At 60.2% G+C, this 19,546-nt stretch carries 17 protein-coding genes; 4 read left to right on the top strand and 13 right to left on the bottom strand.

The window, feature by feature from the left end; all coding sequences use genetic code 11:
• Positions 1–52 precede the first annotated feature (52 nt).
• Entirely contained in the window at positions 53–1,615 is a 1,563-nt protein-coding gene (locus tag K3G63_RS11860) for a DNA integrity scanning protein DisA nucleotide-binding domain protein (protein WP_220614341.1), read from the top strand.
• 214 nt (positions 1,616–1,829) lie between these two features.
• On the opposite strand, the gene K3G63_RS11865 is transcribed toward K3G63_RS11860, so the two are convergent.
• The 5 genes from K3G63_RS11865 to K3G63_RS11885 all read right to left on the bottom strand — a co-directional run bounded on the left by K3G63_RS11865 (position 1,830) and on the right by K3G63_RS11885 (position 5,732).
• Positions 1,830–2,348: a PaaI family thioesterase gene (locus K3G63_RS11865; RefSeq protein WP_259404426.1), complete on the bottom strand. Its 519-nt coding sequence runs from the start codon at positions 2,346–2,348 to the stop codon at positions 1,830–1,832.
• Positions 2,349–2,376: 28 nt separating this feature from the next.
• Positions 2,377–2,940, bottom strand: coding sequence for a PPC domain-containing DNA-binding protein (locus K3G63_RS11870; RefSeq protein ID WP_259404427.1), 564 nt, complete (start codon positions 2,938–2,940; stop codon positions 2,377–2,379).
• A gap of 97 nt (positions 2,941–3,037) precedes the next feature.
• Positions 3,038–4,279 (bottom strand): hypothetical protein, encoded by a 1,242-nt coding sequence (locus K3G63_RS11875; protein WP_220614342.1) that lies wholly within the window; start codon positions 4,277–4,279, stop codon positions 3,038–3,040.
• A gap of 3 nt (positions 4,280–4,282) precedes the next feature.
• Entirely contained in the window at positions 4,283–5,056 is a 774-nt protein-coding gene (locus K3G63_RS11880) for a hypothetical protein (RefSeq protein WP_220614343.1), read from the bottom strand.
• A 112-nt stretch (positions 5,057–5,168) separates the two neighbouring features.
• Positions 5,169–5,732 (bottom strand): RNA polymerase sigma factor, encoded by a 564-nt coding sequence (locus tag K3G63_RS11885; protein WP_220614344.1) that lies wholly within the window; start codon positions 5,730–5,732, stop codon positions 5,169–5,171.
• Between the two features lie 370 nt (positions 5,733–6,102).
• On the opposite strand from K3G63_RS11885, the gene K3G63_RS11890 reads away from it, so the two are divergent.
• Positions 6,103–7,233, top strand: a complete 1,131-nt coding sequence (locus K3G63_RS11890; RefSeq protein ID WP_220614345.1) for a family 16 glycosylhydrolase — start codon at positions 6,103–6,105, stop codon at positions 7,231–7,233.
• Between the two features lie 141 nt (positions 7,234–7,374).
• On the opposite strand, the gene K3G63_RS11895 is transcribed toward K3G63_RS11890, so the two are convergent.
• The gene (locus K3G63_RS11895; RefSeq protein WP_220614346.1) at positions 7,375–8,973 is read right to left on the bottom strand and encodes an aldehyde dehydrogenase family protein; all 1,599 of its coding nucleotides are present in this window, start codon (positions 8,971–8,973) and stop codon (positions 7,375–7,377) included.
• 189 nt (positions 8,974–9,162) lie between these two features.
• On the opposite strand from K3G63_RS11895, the gene K3G63_RS11900 reads away from it, so the two are divergent.
• Together K3G63_RS11900 and K3G63_RS11905 are read left to right on the top strand one after the other, a co-directional pair.
• Complete coding sequence (locus tag K3G63_RS11900; protein ID WP_220614347.1) at positions 9,163–9,588, top strand: hypothetical protein; 426 nt, start codon at positions 9,163–9,165, stop codon at positions 9,586–9,588.
• A gap of 41 nt (positions 9,589–9,629) precedes the next feature.
• Positions 9,630–10,037: a hypothetical protein gene (locus K3G63_RS11905; RefSeq protein WP_220614348.1), complete on the top strand. Its 408-nt coding sequence runs from the start codon at positions 9,630–9,632 to the stop codon at positions 10,035–10,037.
• An 85-nt stretch (positions 10,038–10,122) separates the two neighbouring features.
• Here K3G63_RS11905 and K3G63_RS11910 read toward each other — a convergent pair whose 3' ends face one another.
• The 7 genes from K3G63_RS11910 to secA all read right to left on the bottom strand — a co-directional run bounded on the left by K3G63_RS11910 (position 10,123) and on the right by secA (position 19,477).
• Positions 10,123–11,631 carry a Do family serine endopeptidase gene (locus K3G63_RS11910; RefSeq protein WP_259404428.1) on the bottom strand — a complete coding sequence of 503 codons (1,509 nt, stop codon included), beginning with the start codon at positions 11,629–11,631 and terminating at the stop codon, positions 10,123–10,125.
• Between the two features lie 294 nt (positions 11,632–11,925).
• Positions 11,926–12,369, bottom strand: coding sequence for an Hsp20/alpha crystallin family protein (locus K3G63_RS11915; RefSeq protein WP_220614349.1), 444 nt, complete (start codon positions 12,367–12,369; stop codon positions 11,926–11,928).
• 237 nt (positions 12,370–12,606) lie between these two features.
• A complete protein-coding gene (locus tag K3G63_RS11920; RefSeq protein ID WP_220614350.1) occupies positions 12,607–13,422 on the bottom strand; it encodes a hypothetical protein in 816 nt (271 codons plus the stop codon).
• 34 nt (positions 13,423–13,456) lie between these two features.
• The gene (locus K3G63_RS11925) at positions 13,457–14,656 is read right to left on the bottom strand and encodes a M20 family metallopeptidase (RefSeq protein WP_220614351.1); all 1,200 of its coding nucleotides are present in this window, start codon (positions 14,654–14,656) and stop codon (positions 13,457–13,459) included.
• A gap of 85 nt (positions 14,657–14,741) precedes the next feature.
• A complete protein-coding gene (locus K3G63_RS11930; protein ID WP_220614352.1) occupies positions 14,742–15,302 on the bottom strand; it encodes a sporulation protein in 561 nt (186 codons plus the stop codon).
• Entirely contained in the window at positions 15,283–15,960 is a 678-nt protein-coding gene (gene deoC / locus K3G63_RS11935; RefSeq protein ID WP_220614353.1) for a deoxyribose-phosphate aldolase, read from the bottom strand. The genes K3G63_RS11930 and deoC overlap by 20 nt, the downstream gene beginning before the upstream one ends.
• A gap of 115 nt (positions 15,961–16,075) precedes the next feature.
• Positions 16,076–19,477, bottom strand: coding sequence for a preprotein translocase subunit SecA (gene secA, locus K3G63_RS11940; RefSeq protein WP_220614354.1), 3,402 nt, complete (start codon positions 19,475–19,477; stop codon positions 16,076–16,078).
• Positions 19,478–19,546: the final 69 nt, after the last annotated feature.

A 19,546-nucleotide genomic window follows, 5' to 3' on the forward strand; every position in this document is an offset into this window, starting at 1 on the left:
GCTGCCATAGTGTAGGTCTGGCCCTGGTTCAGCTCCGACTAGTCTTTCTGTTATGCTTTCTCCCCTGCCGCTCCTTTCCGCCCCACCCGTTGCCTTCGGTACGCCCCTGCCCCTACCCGCCAGCTTCTCCATCTGGCCTTACCAGACCCGGTTTCGGCAGGCTGCCCAGGCCGTAGCGCAGGGTATATTTGATGCATTGGACGAAGACCTGGCCCCTTACGTGCTGCTGCTGGCCCTGCCTGTTGAAGTTGAGGAAGCCACCGAAGCCGTGCCCGTGTGCCTGGAGCCCATTGACTGCGGCCTGAACTCGGAGGCCTTTACCGAAGCCCAGGCCCGCGGCCGGTACTACCGCTACCTGCAGCCCTGGAACTCGCCCGACAGGGAGCTGATGAGTGAGGAAATGATTCAGCGCAAACAAACCGCCCTGGGCTTGCGGCAAGCCGTGCAGGAGGTGCTGGATGAAGTAGCCAACGGTACCCGCCACCTGTACTTTGCCGGGGCGCCCGTGCCCATCAATCAGCATTCGGTAGTGCCCGTGCTGCGCCTCAACCGCAAGGCGCTCCAAGCCTACCCTACCCTCCAGAAAAACCGCTACTACACCGATGGCCGCCTACTCTCGCATTCCTTGCTGATGGCCGCCGTGCTGCGCTTTCACGAGGAATGCCTGAAGTCCTTGACCGAGCCCGAGCCCGGCTCTGGGCTGCTGGTGCGCCCCCGCGACACCGACGAGATTATCCGCTCGGCCGGCAAGCTGTTTATGGATACGCCAGCCCAGGATTTGGGCACGAACCCGGCCGCGGCCAAACTGTTCACCACCTGCAATACCATTTCCTCGTTGCGCTATGAGGGCGCCGAAGGGGTAGGCAAGGTGCTGCTGGCCCGGCGCGGCCATCCCAACCTGGTGGAGGTGTTTGCCCTGACCTGCCCAACGCCTCTCACCGACTACCGGGCCGTGCGCAAGCTGCTCGAAATGACCACCCCCGACGTGAGCTTGCTGGCGGATGGGGAGAACGTGTACGCGCTGGGCCGGCAGATCGGCCAGTACGACGCCAGCCGGGAGGATTTGTTCGTCATCAACTTCGTGAACCACTACGCCTGGGAGTTTCAGCACGGCGGGCAGGTGCTCATGCGCGCCCACTACGGCATGCCCAGCCTACCCCGCACCCGCCTGCACCGGGCCCGCTTCCGCCGCGACCTGAAGCACACCTTCCAGCTCACTGACCCGGCTAAAGTAGAGCGCCTCTGGGACGTGGTAGTGGAAGCTAGCCGCCAGAAGCACGGCACCCTGCTCGTCATTACCACCGAAGCCCTGGCCGAAGCCGACCGCCTGAAGCTGCAATGCACCCTCATTGAACCCGTACCCCTGACGCCCCTTATCACACGCCTGGTCACGGCCATCGACGGGGCCGTGCTCCTCGACCCGGAGGGCTACTGCTACTCCATCGGCGTTATCCTCGATGGCAAGGCTTCCGGGCACGGTACCAGCACCCGCGGAGCCCGCTACAACTCGGCCATCCGCTACGTCGACAGTTCCCCCTACCCCTGCCTGGCCATTGTGGTAAGCGAGGACGGCTTAGTCGACGTCATCACCAAGGAAAGCCTGCGGGAAGAGTAGGGAAAAGCTGGTAATTGAGTGCATGCGTACGCTAGAGCATTATCCTGGGGGAAGGTCTGCGCCGCTATCCGTCCTGACCAATGTGTTTCTCCTACCACCTGAAGAAGCTCTTGCCATTCACACGGCAAGAGCTTCTTAGCTCACTAGGTTTCTCATAAGCAAGGATAGTACTCCTCTGTTCGCTATGACACGCAGCCAATAGCCAGGCTTTGCCTTACTCCCTCCGTTTCTCGGCTTGCTTCTTTGCCCGGAACGACCAGGTAATACGGAACGTGGCCACTACGTCGTTGGCCTCGTCCAGGCCAGTGCTGGTGCATACCACCGTGCGGCCCTCCCCACTGGCCCGGCTTTCGGCTATGGCCTGACCGATGGTAGCCCCATCCTCGCTGGTGAAGCGGATCAGGCCCACGGCTTTCTTGTGGAATTCAGCTTCCAGCCCTACCACTAGCATGGAAACTGGCGAGCCGCTCTGCACGTGCATCATGGCCAGCAAGCCGCTGGCCATTTCGGCGGCCATGCTCAAACAGGCGAAGTAGATGCTGCGGAACGGATTCTGGGTGAGGTAGTGGTAGCGTACCGTTACGGTAGCCTGCCCGGAAGTAAGCGCCGCTACCCGCAGCCCGGCCAGGTAAGCCATAGGCAGCCGCCGCAGCATAAATAAGCGTAGCTTCAACGGGGTACGGATGTCGCGGCGGAATTTTTCCTGCCGGGCAGCAGCGGAAGAAGAGGACATAGCCTGGGCAAGGGGATGAAACCGGAAGTTAGCGGCTTTTTTTGGGGGCAGCTGGCCGGCGCGGAGCTTTCGGCGCCGGGTATACCGTTAGCTCCTGGTAGCCGTAGGTAGCGTCCGGCTCGCGCCGAAAGTCCAGCTCGGGCAACTCGCCCAGCACAAGCTCGGCAGTCGTGTACACGATACTGCCCTCCAGTAGGTGCCCGCCCACTGTGCGCCCCGTTGAATCGGCCACGGACAAGTGCAGGTGGCTGCCGTTCACCGACAGGGTGCCGACCAGCGACACAATCTCAAAGTGACCGTGGTACTGGGTACCGCCCTCCTGATTAGCCAAGCGCAGGCTGGTCGTCGTTAGGCTCCCAACGCAGGTGAGCACCGCCGCAGCCCGCAGGTGGTGCGCCTGTGCAAAGGCTTCCAGCTCCCGGCGCAGGTCCTGGCCCGGTTTCAGGCGGAGCGCGTAGGCGCGAAGGGTAGAGGAGACAGCCGGGCTCGGGACAGAGGAAGCAGGCATGGGGGTAGCAGAAGGCAGAGACTGCGCCGCAGCCTCCGGGAATGAGGGTCCCGCCAGCAGCGCCGCGCACAGAAAGATTCGCATACTTGGCAAAGAAACGAGAAAAGCCCGTGGGCAGGCGTACCACATAGGGGTACACTCCGCCCACGGGCTTTTCTGGCACAATACAGCCGCTACTAGGCTACCGCTTGAAGCTCACGTTACCGTAGCGCACCTTGATGTTGACATTACCCGCGTTGCGCGTCTGCACTGCCCCAAAGCTCCCGCGCAGGTCGCTGGAGGAAGGGCTGCTGTCTTCGGAATTCACTTTTACCAGGCGCTTGTCCACCAGCAGCTTGCCGTGCTCCGTGTTGACGTCGAAGTTGAAACCGGCCCCGTCGGGAAAGTTGAGCAGGATAGTGCTGTAGCCGCCGTCCACGTTTATCTGCCGGAAGTTTTTGCCCGTGCTACGCACCTCAAAGGTGGGGCAGTACTGCAACTTCATATCCAGCTGGTTGCTGAGCTTATCAATGCTGAACTTGGAGTAGCCCGAAGAGCCGCGCAAGTTGCGCACCGTACCCAGAACTACGTCGCCGTACTTGCTGTGCACCGTCAGGTCCTGCACCGAGCCAATGTCAATATCCGAGTAGTTATTACGCAGCTCCACGGTGCCGCCCTCCGTGAGGCGCAGCTTGGAGTAGGAGGCATCTATACTGGCGCGCCGTGCGTACGGCACGGCAGCCTGCGCATTGCATACCCGCACAGAGTTGCGGGGGCCATCGAGGCGAGCCGTACGCAGGCTGCCATACTCAATGGCCAGCTCGGTGGCCCCTGTCAGGTCGCTGGTCAGGCTGATTTCCCCAAAGGCGTTGTGCAGAGCTAGGGGTGTATTTTTGGGTACCCATACGGTGTAGTTTACCTCGTAGAGCTTGGTACGGCTCCAGCACTCCCGTGGCATGGCGCCAAAGTGGGAACGGGCACTGATGCCGCCGGTAGCAGGGTCTTGGTCCTGCACCACTACCTGAATCATTTCCTGCAGTTGCTGGGCCTTTTCCTCAGTTTCCGCGCGGGTGATAATGTCCACATCGGTGCGCACCTCCGGGCGGTTCCACACGTTTACCTGCACCCGGCCGTAGCGGGTATCCAGGGTGTAGAGCTTAGTAGCACTGGCCGGGTAGGTGCGGCTGATTTTGCGGACTTTCTCCACCGCGGGCGTTGGCTGCGCCTCTTCCTGCGGCCCTTGCCCACTACCCTGCCGCACATCCACGGGGGTACCTTGCTCCTGCTGGGCCAGGGGAGCCACCGCGGGCTGGCAGTAGTGCAGCGCCTGGTCGGGGGTAGGGCCCGCAGATTGGGCCGCCGCCCAGCTTACCAGTCCGCTTAGCAGACCAGTAGCCACCAGCCGGCGCCCCACTTCTACTCCGGGAAACAACGAACGGCGCATGGCTTAGGGAGTGCGGCGACCTTCGGCGGCCATGAAGGGCTGGGAATGATAGTCCCGAATCTGCTCGCGGGTGCGCAGTTGCTGGTTCAGCAAATCCAGCCGAATCTGCAGGTTGCGGTCCATGGCATCGAGCACCACTTCGGGCTCCGGGTTGCGGTAGAGCTCAGTCCGAAGCTGCTGGTAAGTAGAGTCCAGAGCCTGCAGCTCCTGCTGCCAGTCGGCGCGCGGGGCCGTGGCGGGAGTTTCCTGATCCAGCGTCCGCAGTTCCTGCTGACGTTCGGCAATTTGGGTGGCGTAGTAGGCTTCCATGCGCTGCACGGTGCTGGCCAGGCGCTGTTCGGGGCCCGCCGTGGCGGGCGTAGCTGGCAGCCCGGCCGCCGGAGCAGCCGCAGTGCTAGCCGCCTTAGCTGCGGCCGCTACCTGCTCCGAGCGGGTCCAGACGGCGGGCTCCGCCGACTGCTGCCACAGCCACGTACCCGCCAGCAGCAGCGTGGCAACGGCCGCGGCAATGCTATACGGCCGGGCTGAGCGCACGGCGGGGTCCAGGGCCGGCAGGGGCGCGGCGGCTGCTTCCGCCGGAACAGGAGTAGCCGTGTACAGGGGCACAATGCGCAGGGGAGATTCTTCCGCCTGCCCCTGCTGCGGGGCAGAGGTAGCTGCTGGGGTGGTCAGCTCGGTTTCAATGTCGTCCCACAGATTCGGGCGGGGCTCGAACACATCGAAGTCGGCGCGGTGGCGCTCAACAAAGGCTTCCAATCCGGTTTTCTTCTCGTTCATGTCAGGTGGTAATGGGCGGGCAGCCTGGGTGGTGCGGTGGTCAAAAACAAGGGGTGGGCCAGCGCAGCCATGCAGGGCAGCATCGGATCAGGGATACGTCAGGTCGCGCGTTTTACAACCCGTGTTGCCGGGCTAGTTCCAGCAGCTTTTTACGGGCCCGGCTGTACTGCGACTTCGAAGTAGATTCAGTAATGTTGAGAATACCGGCAATTTCAGCGTGGTCGTAGCCCTCCAGCAGGTAGAGGGAAAGCACCACCCGGTAGCCATCGGGCAGCTCCTGCACGCAGCGGCGCACCACGTCGGCGCGCCAGCCCAGCTCCTCCAGGTCGGGGCCGTGGTCCTGGGCATCGGGGGCGGCACCGTCGTGCTGGTCGGCCAGGGGTACCAGCTGCAGGCGCCGGTTGCGCAGGCAGTTAATGCTTTTGTTGATGACGATGCGCTTAAGCCAGGAGCCGAAGGAAGAGTCGCCCTTGTAGCTGTGCAGCTCGCGGAAAGCACTCAGAAACGACTCCTGCAGTACGTCCTCGGCCTCGGCGTAGTCGCCGGTGATGCGCAGCGAGGCGTTGAACATGGCCTTGGAGTAGCGCTTGTAAATTTCGGCCTGGGCACGCCGGTCGCCCAGGCGGCACCGCTCGACCAGCGGGGCGTTGATGTCAGTATACGCAAATGCCTCCATAGGGTGCGACTGAGTTGGCGGGGGTTCGGAAAGGGGTGAATCGTAAATATCCAACTTTTCCGGGCAAAAACGGCGGATACTCGGGGTAAGCGCTGGAAAGACAGCGGGCTACCTCACAAGGTTGCACGCGCTGGTAGAATGGGGGCTCCCATCTTTAAAATCTCCGCCGTTACTTTTGGTTTCCAGGGTCGGGGCACCCTCCTACCCTCCCGCAGCCGGGCCACCTGGCTGCGGCTGGGCGCTACCACCGGGGCCGCGGGCCCTCTGATGCAGTCGTTGGGGCTAACCAGCGCGGGGCTACATCCAAAATACCGCGTAACCGGTACACCTAGCAATACGTGTACTTTCGAAGCTTCTTATCTGTTTCTGCATGACATTTTTTTCCAGCCTGCCTCTCCGGCGCCAAGTAGCTAGTACGGTCCGGGGTGGTGCACTGGCGCTTAGTTGCCTGCTGCTGCCTTTGCTGCCAGCCTGGGGGCAGCGCGCCGGCAGCGGCGTGAATCTGAAACACTACCAGGTGGTGTTCGAGGATGATTTTCGCTACCCCTCAGTTGACTCCATGCTCAGCCCCCGCACGGGCAAGTGGAGCCCCGAGCAAATCTGGGGAAATGCGCACTGGGAAGCCGAAGCCCAGTGCCAGAACTACGGCCCCGAAAGCTACGCCTACCGCCCCGAGGACATCCGGCTGCTTCCTACCCCCGGCAACCCCGCCGACGGCATGGTCGCCCTCGACTTTACCTACCACGATACCCCGCTGCGCCAGATTACCTCGGCCAATGGTACCGTTACGGAGGGCGAGTTTTACAAAACCAGCGGCCTGCTCCGCGCCCTCTACACCGGCGACAGCAGCTGCGTGGAGCCGGGCTTCCGCTACGGCATCTTCGAAATCAGGGCCCGCCTGCCGGCCACCGACGGCCTGCAAGCAGCATTCTGGCTGTGGGGCGGCTACGGCATCAGCAACTGTGAGGGCAGCATCAACCCCAGCTGGAAAGCCGGCGATACTTGGGAAATTGATATGTTCGAGTCGTTTATGGGGCCGCCTACTCCGGAGGGCAAGCCTGGTAAGCGCACCTTCTTTAGCTCCTTGCAGCGCAACCCCTTCACCCAGCACGAAAGCAAAGTCACGCACTTAAGCTGGCTGCAAGACAATCCGGCAACTTCCTTCCACGTGTACACCCTGGTCTGGACGCCCACGGAGATGACCTGGCTGATTGACGGGCAGCTGATTCAGCAGGTGCGAGGCGAGCAGGCTGCCCTACCCCGGGAACTGAACTTGATGATCAGCAGCCATTACCAGTGGGACTGCCAGAAAAACCAGCACTGCCCCACGGCTCCCGACGGCGTTACGCCCCGCAACCAACACTGCCCCTCCCCCAACGACCCGTTTCTCATCGACTACATCCGCGTGTACCGGCCCAAGCCCGGCACCCTGACCGCCACCGGGGGCTGGCCGCCCTATCTGCTCAAACAGAAAAAACGCCCGCTGTTTTCCTTCCCGTAGGCGGCTGGTAAAAACGCCACCGCTCGAGCGGCAGGTGCTGCCCGAGCGGTGGCGTTCTTGCTACTCATACCCGGTGGCTCGTCTGGCTTACACGACACCGACGGGTATAGCCATAGCCTAGGGCCGTACCTACGCTACCGCTTACACATCGAACCTGATGCCCTGGGCCAGGGGTAGCTGGGTGCTGTAGTTGATAGTATTGGTCTGCCGGCGCATGTAGATGCGCCAGGCATCGGAGCCCGACTCGCGGCCCCCGCCGGTTTCCTTCTCCCCCCCGAAGGCGCCCCCAATTTCGGCCCCGCTGGTTCCGATGTTCACGTTGGCAATGCCGCAGTCGGAGCCGGCGTGGCTGAGGTAGGTTTCCGTCTCGCGCATGTTGAGGGAGAAGATGCTGGAAGACAGCCCCTGGCGGACGCCGTTTTGCAGGGCAATGGCTTCTTCTACCCCACCGCTGTACTTTATCAGATACAGAATGGGCGCGAAGGTTTCCTCCTGCACCGTATGGTATTCGTTTTCGGCCTCCACTAAGGCAGGCTTCACATAGGTCCCGGTTTCGTAGCCCGGCCCGGCCAGCACCTCGCCGCCGGTGAGCAGGTGGCCACCTTCGGCTTGCACTGCTTCCAGGGCTTTGGTGAAAGACTCCACCGCGGCGGCATCAATCAGGGGGCCTACCAGCGTCCCTTCTTGCAGGGGGTGCCCGATAGGCAGGTTAGGATAAATCCGGAGCAGGCGCGCTTTCACGTCCTCGAAAATGCTTTCGTGAATGATAAGGCGCCGGGTGGTGGTGCAGCGCTGCCCGGCCGTACCCACGGCCCCGAACACCACAGCGCGCATGGCCATATCCAGGTCGGCGTGCTCGGTGAGGATGATGGCGTTGTTGCCCCCCAGTTCCAGCAGCGCCCGGCCGAGGCGGCCGCCTACCACTTCGCCCACTTTCTTGCCCATGCGGGTGCTACCCGTGGCCGATACCAGCGGAATGCGCGCATCGGCGGCCAGGGCCGCGCCAATTTCGGCGTCGCCGATAACCAGGTTAAAAATGCCTTCGGGCAGTTGGTTTTCCTGCAGCACTTCCTTGAGAATGTGCTGCACGGCCACGGCTACCAGCGGGGTTTTCTCCGAAGGCTTCCAGATGGTCACGTCGCCGCAGATGGCGGCCAGCATAGCGTTCCAGCTCCACACGGCCACGGGAAAGTTGAACGCCGAAATGATGCCGACTACGCCCAGCGGGTGGTACTGCTCGTACATGCGGTGGGCGGGCCGCTCGGAGTGCATGGTATAGCCCGTAAGCTGGCGGGACAAGCCCACGGCAAAGTCGCAGATGTCAATCATTTCCTGCACTTCTCCCAGGCCTTCCTGCAAGATCTTGCCCATTTCGTAGCTTACCAGCTTACCCAACGGCTCCTTGTAGTGGCGGAGCTTGTTGCCGATTTGCCGCACAATCTCGCCGCGTTTGGGAGCCGGCACCAGGCGCCAGGTCTGGAAGGCCTCGGCCGCCTTGCGCACTACCTGCTCGTAGTCCTGCGGGGTAGCAAAGGACACGGACCCGATAACCTGGCCATCGGCGGGGGAATGAATGGTGCGCTTGTTTTCGTTGGTGCCGCCGCCCCAGTGCAGGCCGGTGCTCCAGGCCGCATTGTGGGCTTCAACGCCCAGTTCCCGCAGTACCTGCTGCACGCCGTGGGGGTCGTGCTCCTGAACGTCGGTACCCGTGGCCGTGGCTTCTTCGAGGGCTTGTTTCATGGAAAATAGGGGTTGGGTGGACTATAGCCGGCAGACTGCGCCGGGCAACTCAGAGGAAACCCGACTGCTGGGCAGCTGGCGCTGCAAGCTATAAAAACTAACCCGCACCGCAGCCCGTGGGTTTTGTTGCCTTCCGGCGTGAGCGACACACCACTTACCTTTGCCCCAGTTTTTCTCGCCGCTGCATCCATGACTGCCCCGTACTCGGAGTATCTCCACCTTACCTACCGCCCCGACTTACGCATGCTGGTGCTGCGCTGGCTGCGCGATGCTTCTATGGAGGAGCTGCAAGCCGGTTGCCAGGCGGCTCTCCACTTGGCCCAGCAGCACCAGACAGCGCACTGGTTTGTGGATGTGCGCCGCCGCCTCGCCACGCGGGCTGAACATTCTGCCTGGATGGCTGACACGTTTCTGCCCGCCGCGGCGGCCCAACTGCTGCCAACGCCATTGCGAGTTGGTTACCTGATTTCACCCGCTCGCCTGGAGGCTATTCAGAGTCAGCCAGCCGTCTACAATGCCGCCATCGTGCGTACGCAATCCGCGGCGCAACCCTACCGGATGCGCATCTTCCTCAATGAGGCGGAAGCTATCCACTGGCTGCTGGCAGCAGAGTAGGCCCCTGGCCGTTCCAGTTGAGTTGCCTATCTTACCTGACTATGTCCGACGCTGAGTGCAACATAACCGCCCGGCCCGATTTGGGTATTCTGGTAGCCCGCTGGACAGCTGATGCCCCGGCCACTGAGCTACGGGCACAGTACGCCACCATTCTGGCCAGCGCCCAGCAGCATCAGCTAAGCCGCTGGTTGCTGGATGTCCGCCGCCGCGACCAGCTCGATCCAGAAATCGGCCAGTGGACCACCCACGTATTTTACCCCGAAGTAGCCCGTGTGCTGGCCCCGCTGCCGGTACGCCTGGGCGTACTCTGCTCCCCGGCCCGGCTGGCCATCTACAACCAAGCCGCCGACCAGCACCAGTTTCTGTCGTACGGCCTGGCCGCCGAGCGGCCGTATCAATTGCAGCTCTTTATTGAGGAGGGTACGGCGCTGGCCTGGCTTCTGCAGTAGCGGCCGTGCGCCAGAACCCCTATAGAAACCGAAAGCCCCTTCGCTACAGCAGCGAAGGGGCTTTGCTTTAGGGACTACCTCCTACTTACTGGGCTTGCCCAATGGGGTAGTAGGCTTTGCGGCCGTCGGGGTACACTCCTTCTACCAGGGCGCCATCGGTTTCCTTGGCGGCTTCAAGGTAGCGCTGCACATCCTGAGGCTTCGATACCTTGTTCTTGTCGATACGGGTGATGATGAAGCCGTCGGCAATGCCGGTTTCGCGGAAGTTGGAGCCTTTGATGCCGTTGATCTTGGCGCCGCCTTCAATGCCGAGCTTGCTTTGCTCCTGGCGGGTAACCGGAGCCAGGGTCGCACCTTCGTACTTCACCACCGAGGCTACTTCTTCCCGCACGATGTCGGTAGTGCCCGTGGAGTTACGCAGGGTAGCCGTGGCCACGCGCGTATCATTGCCGCGCAGGTAGCTCACCTTGATCTTGTCGCCGGGACGGAAGCGGGCTACTTGCTCCTGCAATTGCGAGGAGGTGTTTACTTTCACCCCATTGATTTCCGTGATGATGTCGCCTTCCTGGATACCAGCTTCAGCGGCCGAGCTGTTTTTCCCCAGGCCCATTACGTACACGCCGTTCAGGGACGTCAGCTTTTTCTCCGAAGCCAGTTGGGCATCTACTTCCCGGATCTGCACGCCCAGCAGTGCGCGCTGCACCGTCTTGTACTTGAGCAGGTCGTCTACCACTTTGCTCACAATGGAGCTGGGCACGGCAAACGAGTAGCCTTCAAACGAGCCGGTGTGCGAGGCAATGGCCGAGTTGATGCCGACCAGGTCGCCGTTGAGGTTTACCAGAGCACCACCCGAGTTACCCGGGTTTACCACGGCATCAGTCTGCAAGAACGACTCGATGCCCATGTTGTCCTCCCGGCGCAGGATGTTGATGTTGCGGCCCTTGGCCGAGATAATGCCGGCCGTAACGGTAGAGTTCAGGTTAAAGGGGTTACCCACGGCCAGCACCCACTCCCCTACCTTCACGTTATCGGAATTACCGTAGCGAATGAAGGGCAGGTTGTCGGCCTTTACTTTGAGCAGAGCAAGATCGGTAGTCGGGTCGGCACCCACTAGCTCCGCCTGGAACTTGCGCTTGTCGTCCATTACCACCTCAATCTTATCGGCCTTCTCAATCACGTGGTTGTTCGTGACGATGTAGCCGTTGGCGGCAATAATTACACCCGAGCCGGAGCCCTGTTGCGGACCTTGCTGGCGGCCGCGGCCCTGATATTGATCAAACTCATCCCCGAAGAACTGGCGCAGGAACGGGTCCATACGGGACATGTCGCTCTGACTAGCCTTAGGAGCGTACTCCGTCATGACGTGCACTACGGCCGGGGTTACGGAAGCAGCGGCGGCGGTGAAGTTCAGGCCTTCGGGCACGGCATACGTGCTGTTGCGCAACTCACTGGTGTACCGAACATTGGGGTCGGCCGCTACGGCCTGGGGCGCATTGGCGCGCTCGGGCTCCAGCAGCTTGTACCCACCCACGGCCACGCCGCCGCCCAAAATGGCAGAACCGAGCAGACCGAGCATCATTTGTTTTGCTTGCATGGGTAAGAAAGAGGTGAGATGAAGGATGTCGAATTGAAAATACAACAGAATTGTGAGCGAACCATGAGCTGCCTCATCTTCTGGAGGGCGCGGGGCTCATCTGCCGACTACCTAACGCTAGATACCTGGCAGATGGTGTCTGGTTGCATGCCTGTTGGGGGAGAAAAAAGGTCGGTTGGTAGATTATTTGCCATACCGCAATGCGTACGTGTGCCTCCGGCTACTAGTATACTAACACGCGAATCAAGAAAAAAGGCACCACATGCGGGTGCCTTTTTTCTTGAATTGTCGCGCTTAGCGCACTTCAATCTGATGCTTGGTCACCTTCTTGCTGTCGAAGGGTAGCGCCAGGCGGAGCACCCCATCCTGGAGCTGCGCATCAATGGCAGTTACATCCACCGTGTCGGGTAGGCGGAAGGTACGCGTGAAGGAACCATAGCCCGACTCAACGCGCCGGAACTTAGGACCGTTCTCGACAGCTTCGGGAGCTTTCCGCTCGCCGGTTACGGTTAGCTTGCCCTCATGAAAGTCAATTTTCACGTTTTCTTTAGCTACGCCAGGTAACATCAGGTGCAGCTCAAAGCCTTGCTCCAGCTCCACAATGTCGGCCTGGGGAATGAAGCTGTGGGAAGGGGCCGTTTGCGTGGGCAGGGTGTCACGCAGCATTTCATTAAGAACCGAGCTAAAAGCACGGGAAGGACGCAAGGCGGGTAGGTTATTATACAGCAGAGTTGCCATGGTTGAAATAGAAGTTAACGGTTAAGGGTAATGGGTTGCTGTGCCCTGTCAGGCACACCCTACTTCTATAAATTCTGTACCAATCCTACTAACCCCGCTGAATATGACTAAATGTCATATATGCTAAATAATAGCACTGACAGATATTCCAGGCACTAACATAAGAACGGGCTTACATCAGCTTTAAAAGCCGATATAAGCCCGTTCTTATGTATGCCACAATGGCATTATCTGATATTAATACTGCGTCGGTAGCTGACGGCGCTCGGCAGTTGCAGGTCTTCCTACGGTCACACGGATGTCGAGGCCCACCGTAGGCTGCACGTAGCGCCTGGGGCCACCGGCTATTTTCACGTTTCCGTTCGCATCATACTGTGGCAACCCAATGCTGTAGCTGTTTTGCCAGGCAAACCAAGGAGTGAAATCGAAACGGGGGGAAAGACGGACGCCTACTTCGCCCCGCAGCTCGGAGAAGTCCAGAAAAGGCTCTTTGGCCTCGTATTCGTCGCGCTGAAACCGCAGGTAAGCAATGGGCTCAAAGGCTACGCGCGGACGCAAGGCCAGACTGCCATTGCCTAGAGGAACTATGCGGTCTACATCAAGGCGCAGGGTAGCGTAGAACCGGTCAGCGTCCGCCTGATCCAAAGGCAAAAGGTACCCTACCCCCAGACGCTGCCGAAAGTTGACGCTGCCAAACGTATTCCAGTGCCGGCCAAATACTTCCGGGGCCAGAAAATGTTCATAGGCATTATCAAACAAGCTATACTGCTGCCGCTGTCCATCTAAAATGGCGCCCCAGCTCCAGGCAGAGGAAAAGAAATGCTCGTAGCCCAGCCGAATGCCCAGCCCAGTAAACAACGGGTTGCTTTCCAACGGGATAGAAGAGTGCTGCAAGTTGAACGCGCCGAATACATAGTCGTCGCCGGTTAGCGAAATTTCAACTTGGGCCTGGGGTTGCAGCACCGTATACCCCTTGGTACGACGCTGGGCCTGAGTAGGGAGGGCTGCTGCCAGCCCGGCAGCTACTAAAACAGTGCTAAGAATAAGCCGCATCGAACAGAAAAAGGTAGTAAGTAACTGACAGCTTTTAGTGCGTAGCCAGCTCCTGCAACGCCAGCCACGCCATCAGGCCAGGGCCCGTTTCCAGCGCCTTGGGGTCAATATCGAAGGTAGGCGTGTGCACGGAGGAAGTGTAATGGCTGCTACCGTCGGCCGCCGCAGTGCCGAGGCGGTAGAAGCAGGCGCTGGTGGCCTGACTAAAGTAGGCGAAATCCTCGGCCGCCATCCACTGGTCTAATTCCACCACGTTTTCGCGACCCAAATACTCTACGGCCGCCTGTTCGGTGCGGGCTGTCAGGGCAGGCTCATTTTCGAGGTAGGGGTAGCCCCGACGGATTTCCAACTCACAGGTAGCCCCCATGCTTTCGGCCAGACCCTCGCAGAGGCGGCGCAAGTGCTGGTGCGCTTCGTTGCGCCATTCCTCGTTGAGCGTGCGGAAAGTGCCTTCCAGGTACACCTCGTTAGGAATCACGTTGGTAGCGCCCTGGGCAATAACTTTTCCGAAGGATAGCACGGAAGGCAGCTTCGGGTTCGCACGCCGACTAACGATTTGCTGAGCGGCCACAATGATATGAGCTGCTACCACCACCGGGTCGATGTTTTGCTCGGGCATAGCCCCGTGGCCGCCTTGGCCGCGCACAGTAAGGTAGAGTTCATCGGTGCTGGCCATGTAGCGGCCGGCGCGCAACCCAATTTTGCCGGCCGGAAGCCGCGGAAACACGTGCTGGCCCAGCACACTGGCGGGGCGGGGGTTTTCCAGCACTCCTTCTTTAATCATCAGGGAAGCCCCACCGGGTAGCAATTCCTCGCCGGGCTGAAACATCAGCTTCACCGTGCCTTCAAACTCGTGGCGGAGCTGCGCCAGAATGCGGGCCGCGCCCAGTAGGGAAGCCGTATGCACATCGTGGCCGCAGGCGTGCATTACGCCGGGGTTTGTTGATTTATATGGTACCTCGTTTTGCTCCGTGATGGGCAGGGCATCCATATCGGCGCGCAAGGCAACGGTCCGGGTGCCGGGGTTGCGGCCTTCAATCAGGGCTACTACCCCCGTGCCGGCAATGGGCTGGGTAGGCAGCCCGAGCTTCTGCAGCTGCTCCGTTACGAAGGCTACCGTGTTGTGCTCCTTAAACGAAAGCTCCGGGTGAGCGTGCAGGTACTCGCGCAGGGCTACCGTTTCGGCCGCGGTTTCAGCTGCGAGGGTTTTGATGCGGGGTAGTAAGTGGTCCATAAAGTACAGCCGCGGGGCGAAAGCACGGCCAGGACGAAGCTCCGAACATAAGCTCCTCACCCCGGCCTTGCTTAGCCCGGGTAGCCTAGAAAGTGGTTTTGTTGATAATGACCTGCGCCGATTCCAGCTCTGCCTTGGGTGCCAGCGGACGAATGCGAACCAGGGCTTGTTCTGCTTCGAGGCGGGTAAGATAGTCGCCAATCCAGAGGCGGAAGATGGGCTGCTTATAGGCGAGGTAATCGGTTTCCTCGGGGTAGCGGCTGATAACGGCCCGGCGCACGGCCATGGCCTGCTCCTTCTGTAACCCTACATAGGCCAAGATGCGGTAGCCCTGCGCGTATTTCACATTTTGGTTTGTGAAGGCCTGGTCGCGGAGCCGCTGCTCAACCTGGGCATTGACGTGGTTGGTAGGCGTTACCAAGCGGCTGGGAGCGGCGGGCGCAACAGCCGGCGCTTTGGGCGCAGCAAATACGGGTCGGTAGCGGCTCAGGTCTTCGGCAGGGGTAGTAGCCGCCGAAGTTGCCGTGGTACGTCGCGTTGTATCAGCAGCGGTAGAAGCGGCAGGCGCTGCCGGCCCCGACGAGGCGCAGGCACCCAAGGAAAACAAGGTTGAAAGCAGCAACACGTTACGTAGCAGATGTTTCATGGGAAGATTCTTCCAGCAAAGCCAGACTGTTGGAGGAGCCAATTCGGTCGGCGCCGGCTGCCAGCAGGGCCAGCGCCGCGGTGCGCGTCCGGATGCCACCGGAGGCCTTGATACGCACCCCACCCGGCAACGATTGACGCATAAGCATGATATCAGCCACGGAAGCTCCTCGGTTGGCAAAGCCAGTGGATGTTTTTACGAAGTCGGCGCCGGCTTCTACGCACAGGCGGCACGCCGTTACAATTTCTTCCTCCGTCAGGAGGGCCGTTTCGATGATTACTTTCAGGATGGCGCCGCGCAAATGGCATAGCTCAGCCAGCTGCCCAATTTCCTCCTCTACCTCTTCCAGGCGGCCCGCCTTCAGCGCCCCCACATTGATAACCATGTCCAGCTCCGTAGCGCCATCGGCCAAAGCCTGGTGGGCCTCGAAGAACTTCACCTTCGCCAGCGAGTACCCCAGCGGAAACCCAATCACTGTGCACACCGGCACACCCGTACCCTGCAGCTGCTCAGCGGCAAAGCGTACGTAGCACGGCGGCACGCACACACTGGCAAAATGGTGGGTAGCGGCCTCCTGGCACAGCTGGGCTATCTGCTCCGGGGTTGCGTCCGGTTTCAGCAGGGTATGGTCGATGGCGGCGGCGAGCTTCTGCGACATAAGTAGACAAAGGTAACGGACGGGAAGGGCACAAGCGAAGTATCCCGCATGCTACAACAAACGGGCCGCGCTTCCAACTGGAAACGCGGCCCGTACGCTATTTACTTTCTGAAATTTAGTCGATCAGCACGGCCCGGTCGTTCAGCAGGTCGTCTTCTACCTGCTTAAACTTCACGTCCCGCACGATGCGGCCATCCATGTACTGCACGCTTACTTTCTCGTTACGGTTAGCCACTTTCTGCGACTTAGCCGGCTGCTGCTTTTCCAGTACCTGAGCACCGTCCTGCTCCAGGTCCTCGGGGCCAGCGCCGAGCGACACCGACGATACTTCCTTCTCGGCTTTCAGCTTGGGCTGGGGCGGCGCTACGGGCAGTTCGTCTTCAGTGAAGTACTCGGGCTCGTCGTAGCCATCCTGGCCGGGCTGCATGGGCACGTCGGCGCGAAACAGGAACTGAATGGTGTCCTCGTTTACCTTGCTGATCATCTGCTTGAACAGCTCAAACGACTCGAACTTGTACACCAGCAGCGGGTCTTTCTGCTCGTATACGGCGTTCTGTACTACCTGCTTCAGGTCGTCCATGGCGCGCAAGTGCTTGGTCCAGGCCTCATCGATAACCGACAGCACCACTACTTTCTCCATGCCCCGAATTACATCGTGGCCACCGGTAGCCTGGGCGCGGCGCAGGTTGGCTACAGCCTGAATCTGCTTGCGGCCATCGGTGAACGGAATGGCAATGTTCTCGTAGGGCGAGTTCTGGCTCAGCAAATCATTGATCAGCGGCAGGGAGTTGCCGGCAATGAAGTCGTTTTTGCTGTGGTAGTAGCCGAGGGCCTCGTCGTAAAGCTTCTGCGTCAGGGGGCCGGGTTGCATGCCCGCCAAGTCCTGGGCCGTCAGGTGGGTATCGTAGCCAAATACGCGAATGATGGCCAGCTTGAAGTCCTCGAAGTCGTTGTTGCCTTTGTGGCCGATTACAATATCCTCGCAGACGTCATAGATCATGTTCCAGATGTCCAGTTCCAGACGCTCGCCGTGCAAAGCGTTGCGGCGGCGCTTGTACACTACCTCGCGCTGGGCGTTCATCACGTCGTCGTACTCCAGCAGGCGCTTGCGGATGCCGAAGTTATTTTCTTCTACTTTCTTCTGCGCGCGCTCAATCGAGGAAGTAATCATCGAGTGCTGAATTACCTCGCCTTCTTCCAAACCCATACGGTCCATAAGCTTGGCAATGCGGTCCGAACCGAACAAGCGCATCAGGTTGTCTTCCAGGCTCACAAAGAACTGCGAAGAGCCTGGGTCGCCCTGGCGGCCGGCACGACCCCGTAGCTGGCGGTCGACGCGGCGGCTTTCGTGGCGCTCCGTACCGATGATGGCCAGGCCACCCGATTCTTTCGCCGTGCCCCGCAGCTTAATGTCAGTTCCCCGACCAGCCATGTTAGTGGCAATGGTTACGGTACCAGGGTAGCCGGCAGCAGCTACAATTTCTGCTTCGCGCTGGTTTTGCTTGGCATTGAGCACTTGGTGCGGAATGCCGCGCAGCTTCAGCATGCGGCTTACCAGCTCCGAAATTTCCACGGAGGTAGTACCCACTAGCACCGGGCGGCCGGCTTGTACCAACGTCTGGATTTCCTCGGCCACCGCGTTGTACTTCTCCCGAACCGTCTTGTACACTTTGTCGTGCTCGTCTTTGCGGGCAATGCCGCGGTTGGTAGGAATTACTACCACGTCGAGCTTATAGATTTCCCAGAACTCGCCGGCTTCGGTTTCAGCCGTACCCGTCATGCCGCCCAGCTTGTGGTACATGCGAAAGTAGTTCTGCAGGGTTACCGTAGCGTAGGTTTGGGTGGCGTCTTCCACGCGCACATTTTCCTTGGCCTCAATAGCCTGGTGCAACCCGTCGGAGTAGCGACGACCTTCCATTACGCGGCCGGTCTGCTCGTCCACAATCTTCACCTTGCCGTCGTCGGTGAGGATGTACTGGTCATCCTTTTCGAAGAGGGTGTAGGCTTTCAGTAGCTGGTTGATGGTGTGGATGCGCTCCGACTTCACTTGGAAGTCGTCCATAAGCTTCTCCTTGATGTGCAGCTTTTCCTCCCCGCTCAGGCTAGCATCTTTCTCGATGTTGGCCAGCTCGGTGCCGATGTCGGGCATGATGAAGAAGCTATGGTCTTCGCCCTGGCCAGTAATCAGGTCGATGCCTTTTTCCGTCAGCTCGATTTGGTTGTTCTTCTCATCAATGGTGAAGAACAACGGCTCATCGGCCTTGGGCATCTGGCGCTGATTGTCCTGCAGGTAGTAGTTCTCCGTCTTTTGCAGCACGGCGCGCATGCCGGTTTCCGAGAGAAACTTGATGAGCGGCTTGCTCTTGGGCAGGCCACGGTAAGCACGGAACAGGGCCAGTCCACCCTCTCCTTCTTTCGCGCCATCATTGCCTTCCTTGATCAGACGCCGCGCATCGACGAGGTACTGCTGCACCTGCTTTTTCTGCGCGTCCACCAGCATCTGAATCCGGGGCTTGAGCTGGTAGAACTCGTGCACATCACCGCGCGGCACCGGGCCGGAGATGATGAGCGGAGTCCGGGCATCGTCAATCAATACAGAGTCCACTTCGTCGACCATGGCGTAGTGGTGGCGGCGCTGCACCAGCTCCTGGGGGTCGCGGGCCATGTTGTCGCGCAGGTAGTCGAAGCCGAACTCGTTGTTGGTGCCGTAGGTAATGTCGGCCAAGTAAGCCTGGCGGCGGGCATCCGTGTTCGGCTGGTGCTTGTCAATGCAGTCGACAGTAATCTTGTGGAACTCGAACAGGGGCGCGTTCCACTCCGAGTCACGCTTGGCCAGGTAGTCGTTCACGGTTACGACGTGCACCCCGCGGCGAGCCAGCGCGTTCAGGAAAGCCGGCAGGGTAGATACCAGCGTTTTACCCTCACCCGTGGCCATTTCGGCAATTTTTCCCTGGTGCAGTACTACCCCCCCAATGAGCTGCACATCGTAGTGCACCATTTCCCAGGTTACCTCAGCGCCGGCGGCAATCCACTTGTTGCTCCAAATGGCTTTGTCGCCCTCGATGCGCACGTTGGGCTTGCGGCGGGCGTACTCCCGGTCGTAATCGGTGGCGGTAACGACCAGCTGCTTGTTTTCGGTGTAGCGGCGGGCGGTTTCCTTGGCAATGGCAAATGCCAGGGGCAGCACCTGCATGAGCACTACCTCCAGCTCCTTGTTGCGCTGCTTTTCCAGGGTATCGATCTGATCGAACAGCTGCTCCTTCTGAATAGCGTCGAGCGAGGCATCCTCGTTTACGCGCTGGTGCAGGGCGGCAATCTGGTCGTCAATGGCTTTCAGGTGAGCGTCGATCCGGGCCCGAACCTCGTCGGTACGGGCACGCAGCTCATCGTCGCTGAGTTGTGCCAAGTTGGCATATTCGGCGTTGATAAGCGCCACGTACGGAACAATCTCCTTCAAATCCCGGTCCGACTTGGTCCCGAAAATCTTGGCGACGGTTTTCCCTAGAAAATCAAACATGCTGGTTTACCTTAATTGAAACGCCGGGGCGCATCCCAAATTTACAGGATTTCTAACCAAAATCGCCCC

This window comes from Hymenobacter sp. HSC-4F20 (assembly GCF_019599275.1).
In the GTDB taxonomy this organism is placed as follows: Bacteria; Bacteroidota; Bacteroidia; order Cytophagales; family Hymenobacteraceae; genus Hymenobacter.

What these genes read in the sequence shown, in the direction of transcription:
- K3G63_RS11860 (WP_220614341.1), top strand. Translation starts at nt 53, where the DNA reads ATGCTTTCTCCCCTGCCGCTCCTTTCCGCCCCACCCGTTGCCTTCGGT.
- K3G63_RS11900 (WP_220614347.1), top strand. Translation starts at nt 9,163, where the DNA reads ATGACTGCCCCGTACTCGGAGTATCTCCACCTTACCTACCGCCCCGAC.
- K3G63_RS11930 (WP_220614352.1), bottom strand. Translation starts at nt 15,302, where the DNA reads ATGAAACATCTGCTACGTAACGTGTTGCTGCTTTCAACCTTGTTTTCC.
- K3G63_RS11925 (WP_220614351.1), bottom strand. Translation starts at nt 14,656, where the DNA reads ATGGACCACTTACTACCCCGCATCAAAACCCTCGCAGCTGAAACCGCG.
- K3G63_RS11920 (WP_220614350.1), bottom strand. Translation starts at nt 13,422, where the DNA reads ATGCGGCTTATTCTTAGCACTGTTTTAGTAGCTGCCGGGCTGGCAGCA.
- K3G63_RS11915 (WP_220614349.1), bottom strand. Translation starts at nt 12,369, where the DNA reads ATGGCAACTCTGCTGTATAATAACCTACCCGCCTTGCGTCCTTCCCGT.
- K3G63_RS11890 (WP_220614345.1), top strand. Translation starts at nt 6,103, where the DNA reads ATGACATTTTTTTCCAGCCTGCCTCTCCGGCGCCAAGTAGCTAGTACG.
- K3G63_RS11870 (WP_259404427.1), bottom strand. Translation starts at nt 2,940, where the DNA reads ATGCGAATCTTTCTGTGCGCGGCGCTGCTGGCGGGACCCTCATTCCCG.
- K3G63_RS11895 (WP_220614346.1), bottom strand. Translation starts at nt 8,973, where the DNA reads ATGAAACAAGCCCTCGAAGAAGCCACGGCCACGGGTACCGACGTTCAG.
- K3G63_RS11910 (WP_259404428.1), bottom strand. Translation starts at nt 11,631, where the DNA reads ATGCAAGCAAAACAAATGATGCTCGGTCTGCTCGGTTCTGCCATTTTG.
- K3G63_RS11875 (WP_220614342.1), bottom strand. Translation starts at nt 4,279, where the DNA reads ATGCGCCGTTCGTTGTTTCCCGGAGTAGAAGTGGGGCGCCGGCTGGTG.
- K3G63_RS11880 (WP_220614343.1), bottom strand. Translation starts at nt 5,056, where the DNA reads ATGAACGAGAAGAAAACCGGATTGGAAGCCTTTGTTGAGCGCCACCGC.
- K3G63_RS11885 (WP_220614344.1), bottom strand. Translation starts at nt 5,732, where the DNA reads ATGGAGGCATTTGCGTATACTGACATCAACGCCCCGCTGGTCGAGCGG.
- K3G63_RS11905 (WP_220614348.1), top strand. Translation starts at nt 9,630, where the DNA reads ATGTCCGACGCTGAGTGCAACATAACCGCCCGGCCCGATTTGGGTATT.
- deoC (WP_220614353.1), bottom strand. Translation starts at nt 15,960, where the DNA reads ATGTCGCAGAAGCTCGCCGCCGCCATCGACCATACCCTGCTGAAACCG.
- K3G63_RS11865 (WP_259404426.1), bottom strand. Translation starts at nt 2,348, where the DNA reads ATGTCCTCTTCTTCCGCTGCTGCCCGGCAGGAAAAATTCCGCCGCGAC.
- secA (WP_220614354.1), bottom strand. Translation starts at nt 19,477, where the DNA reads ATGTTTGATTTTCTAGGGAAAACCGTCGCCAAGATTTTCGGGACCAAG.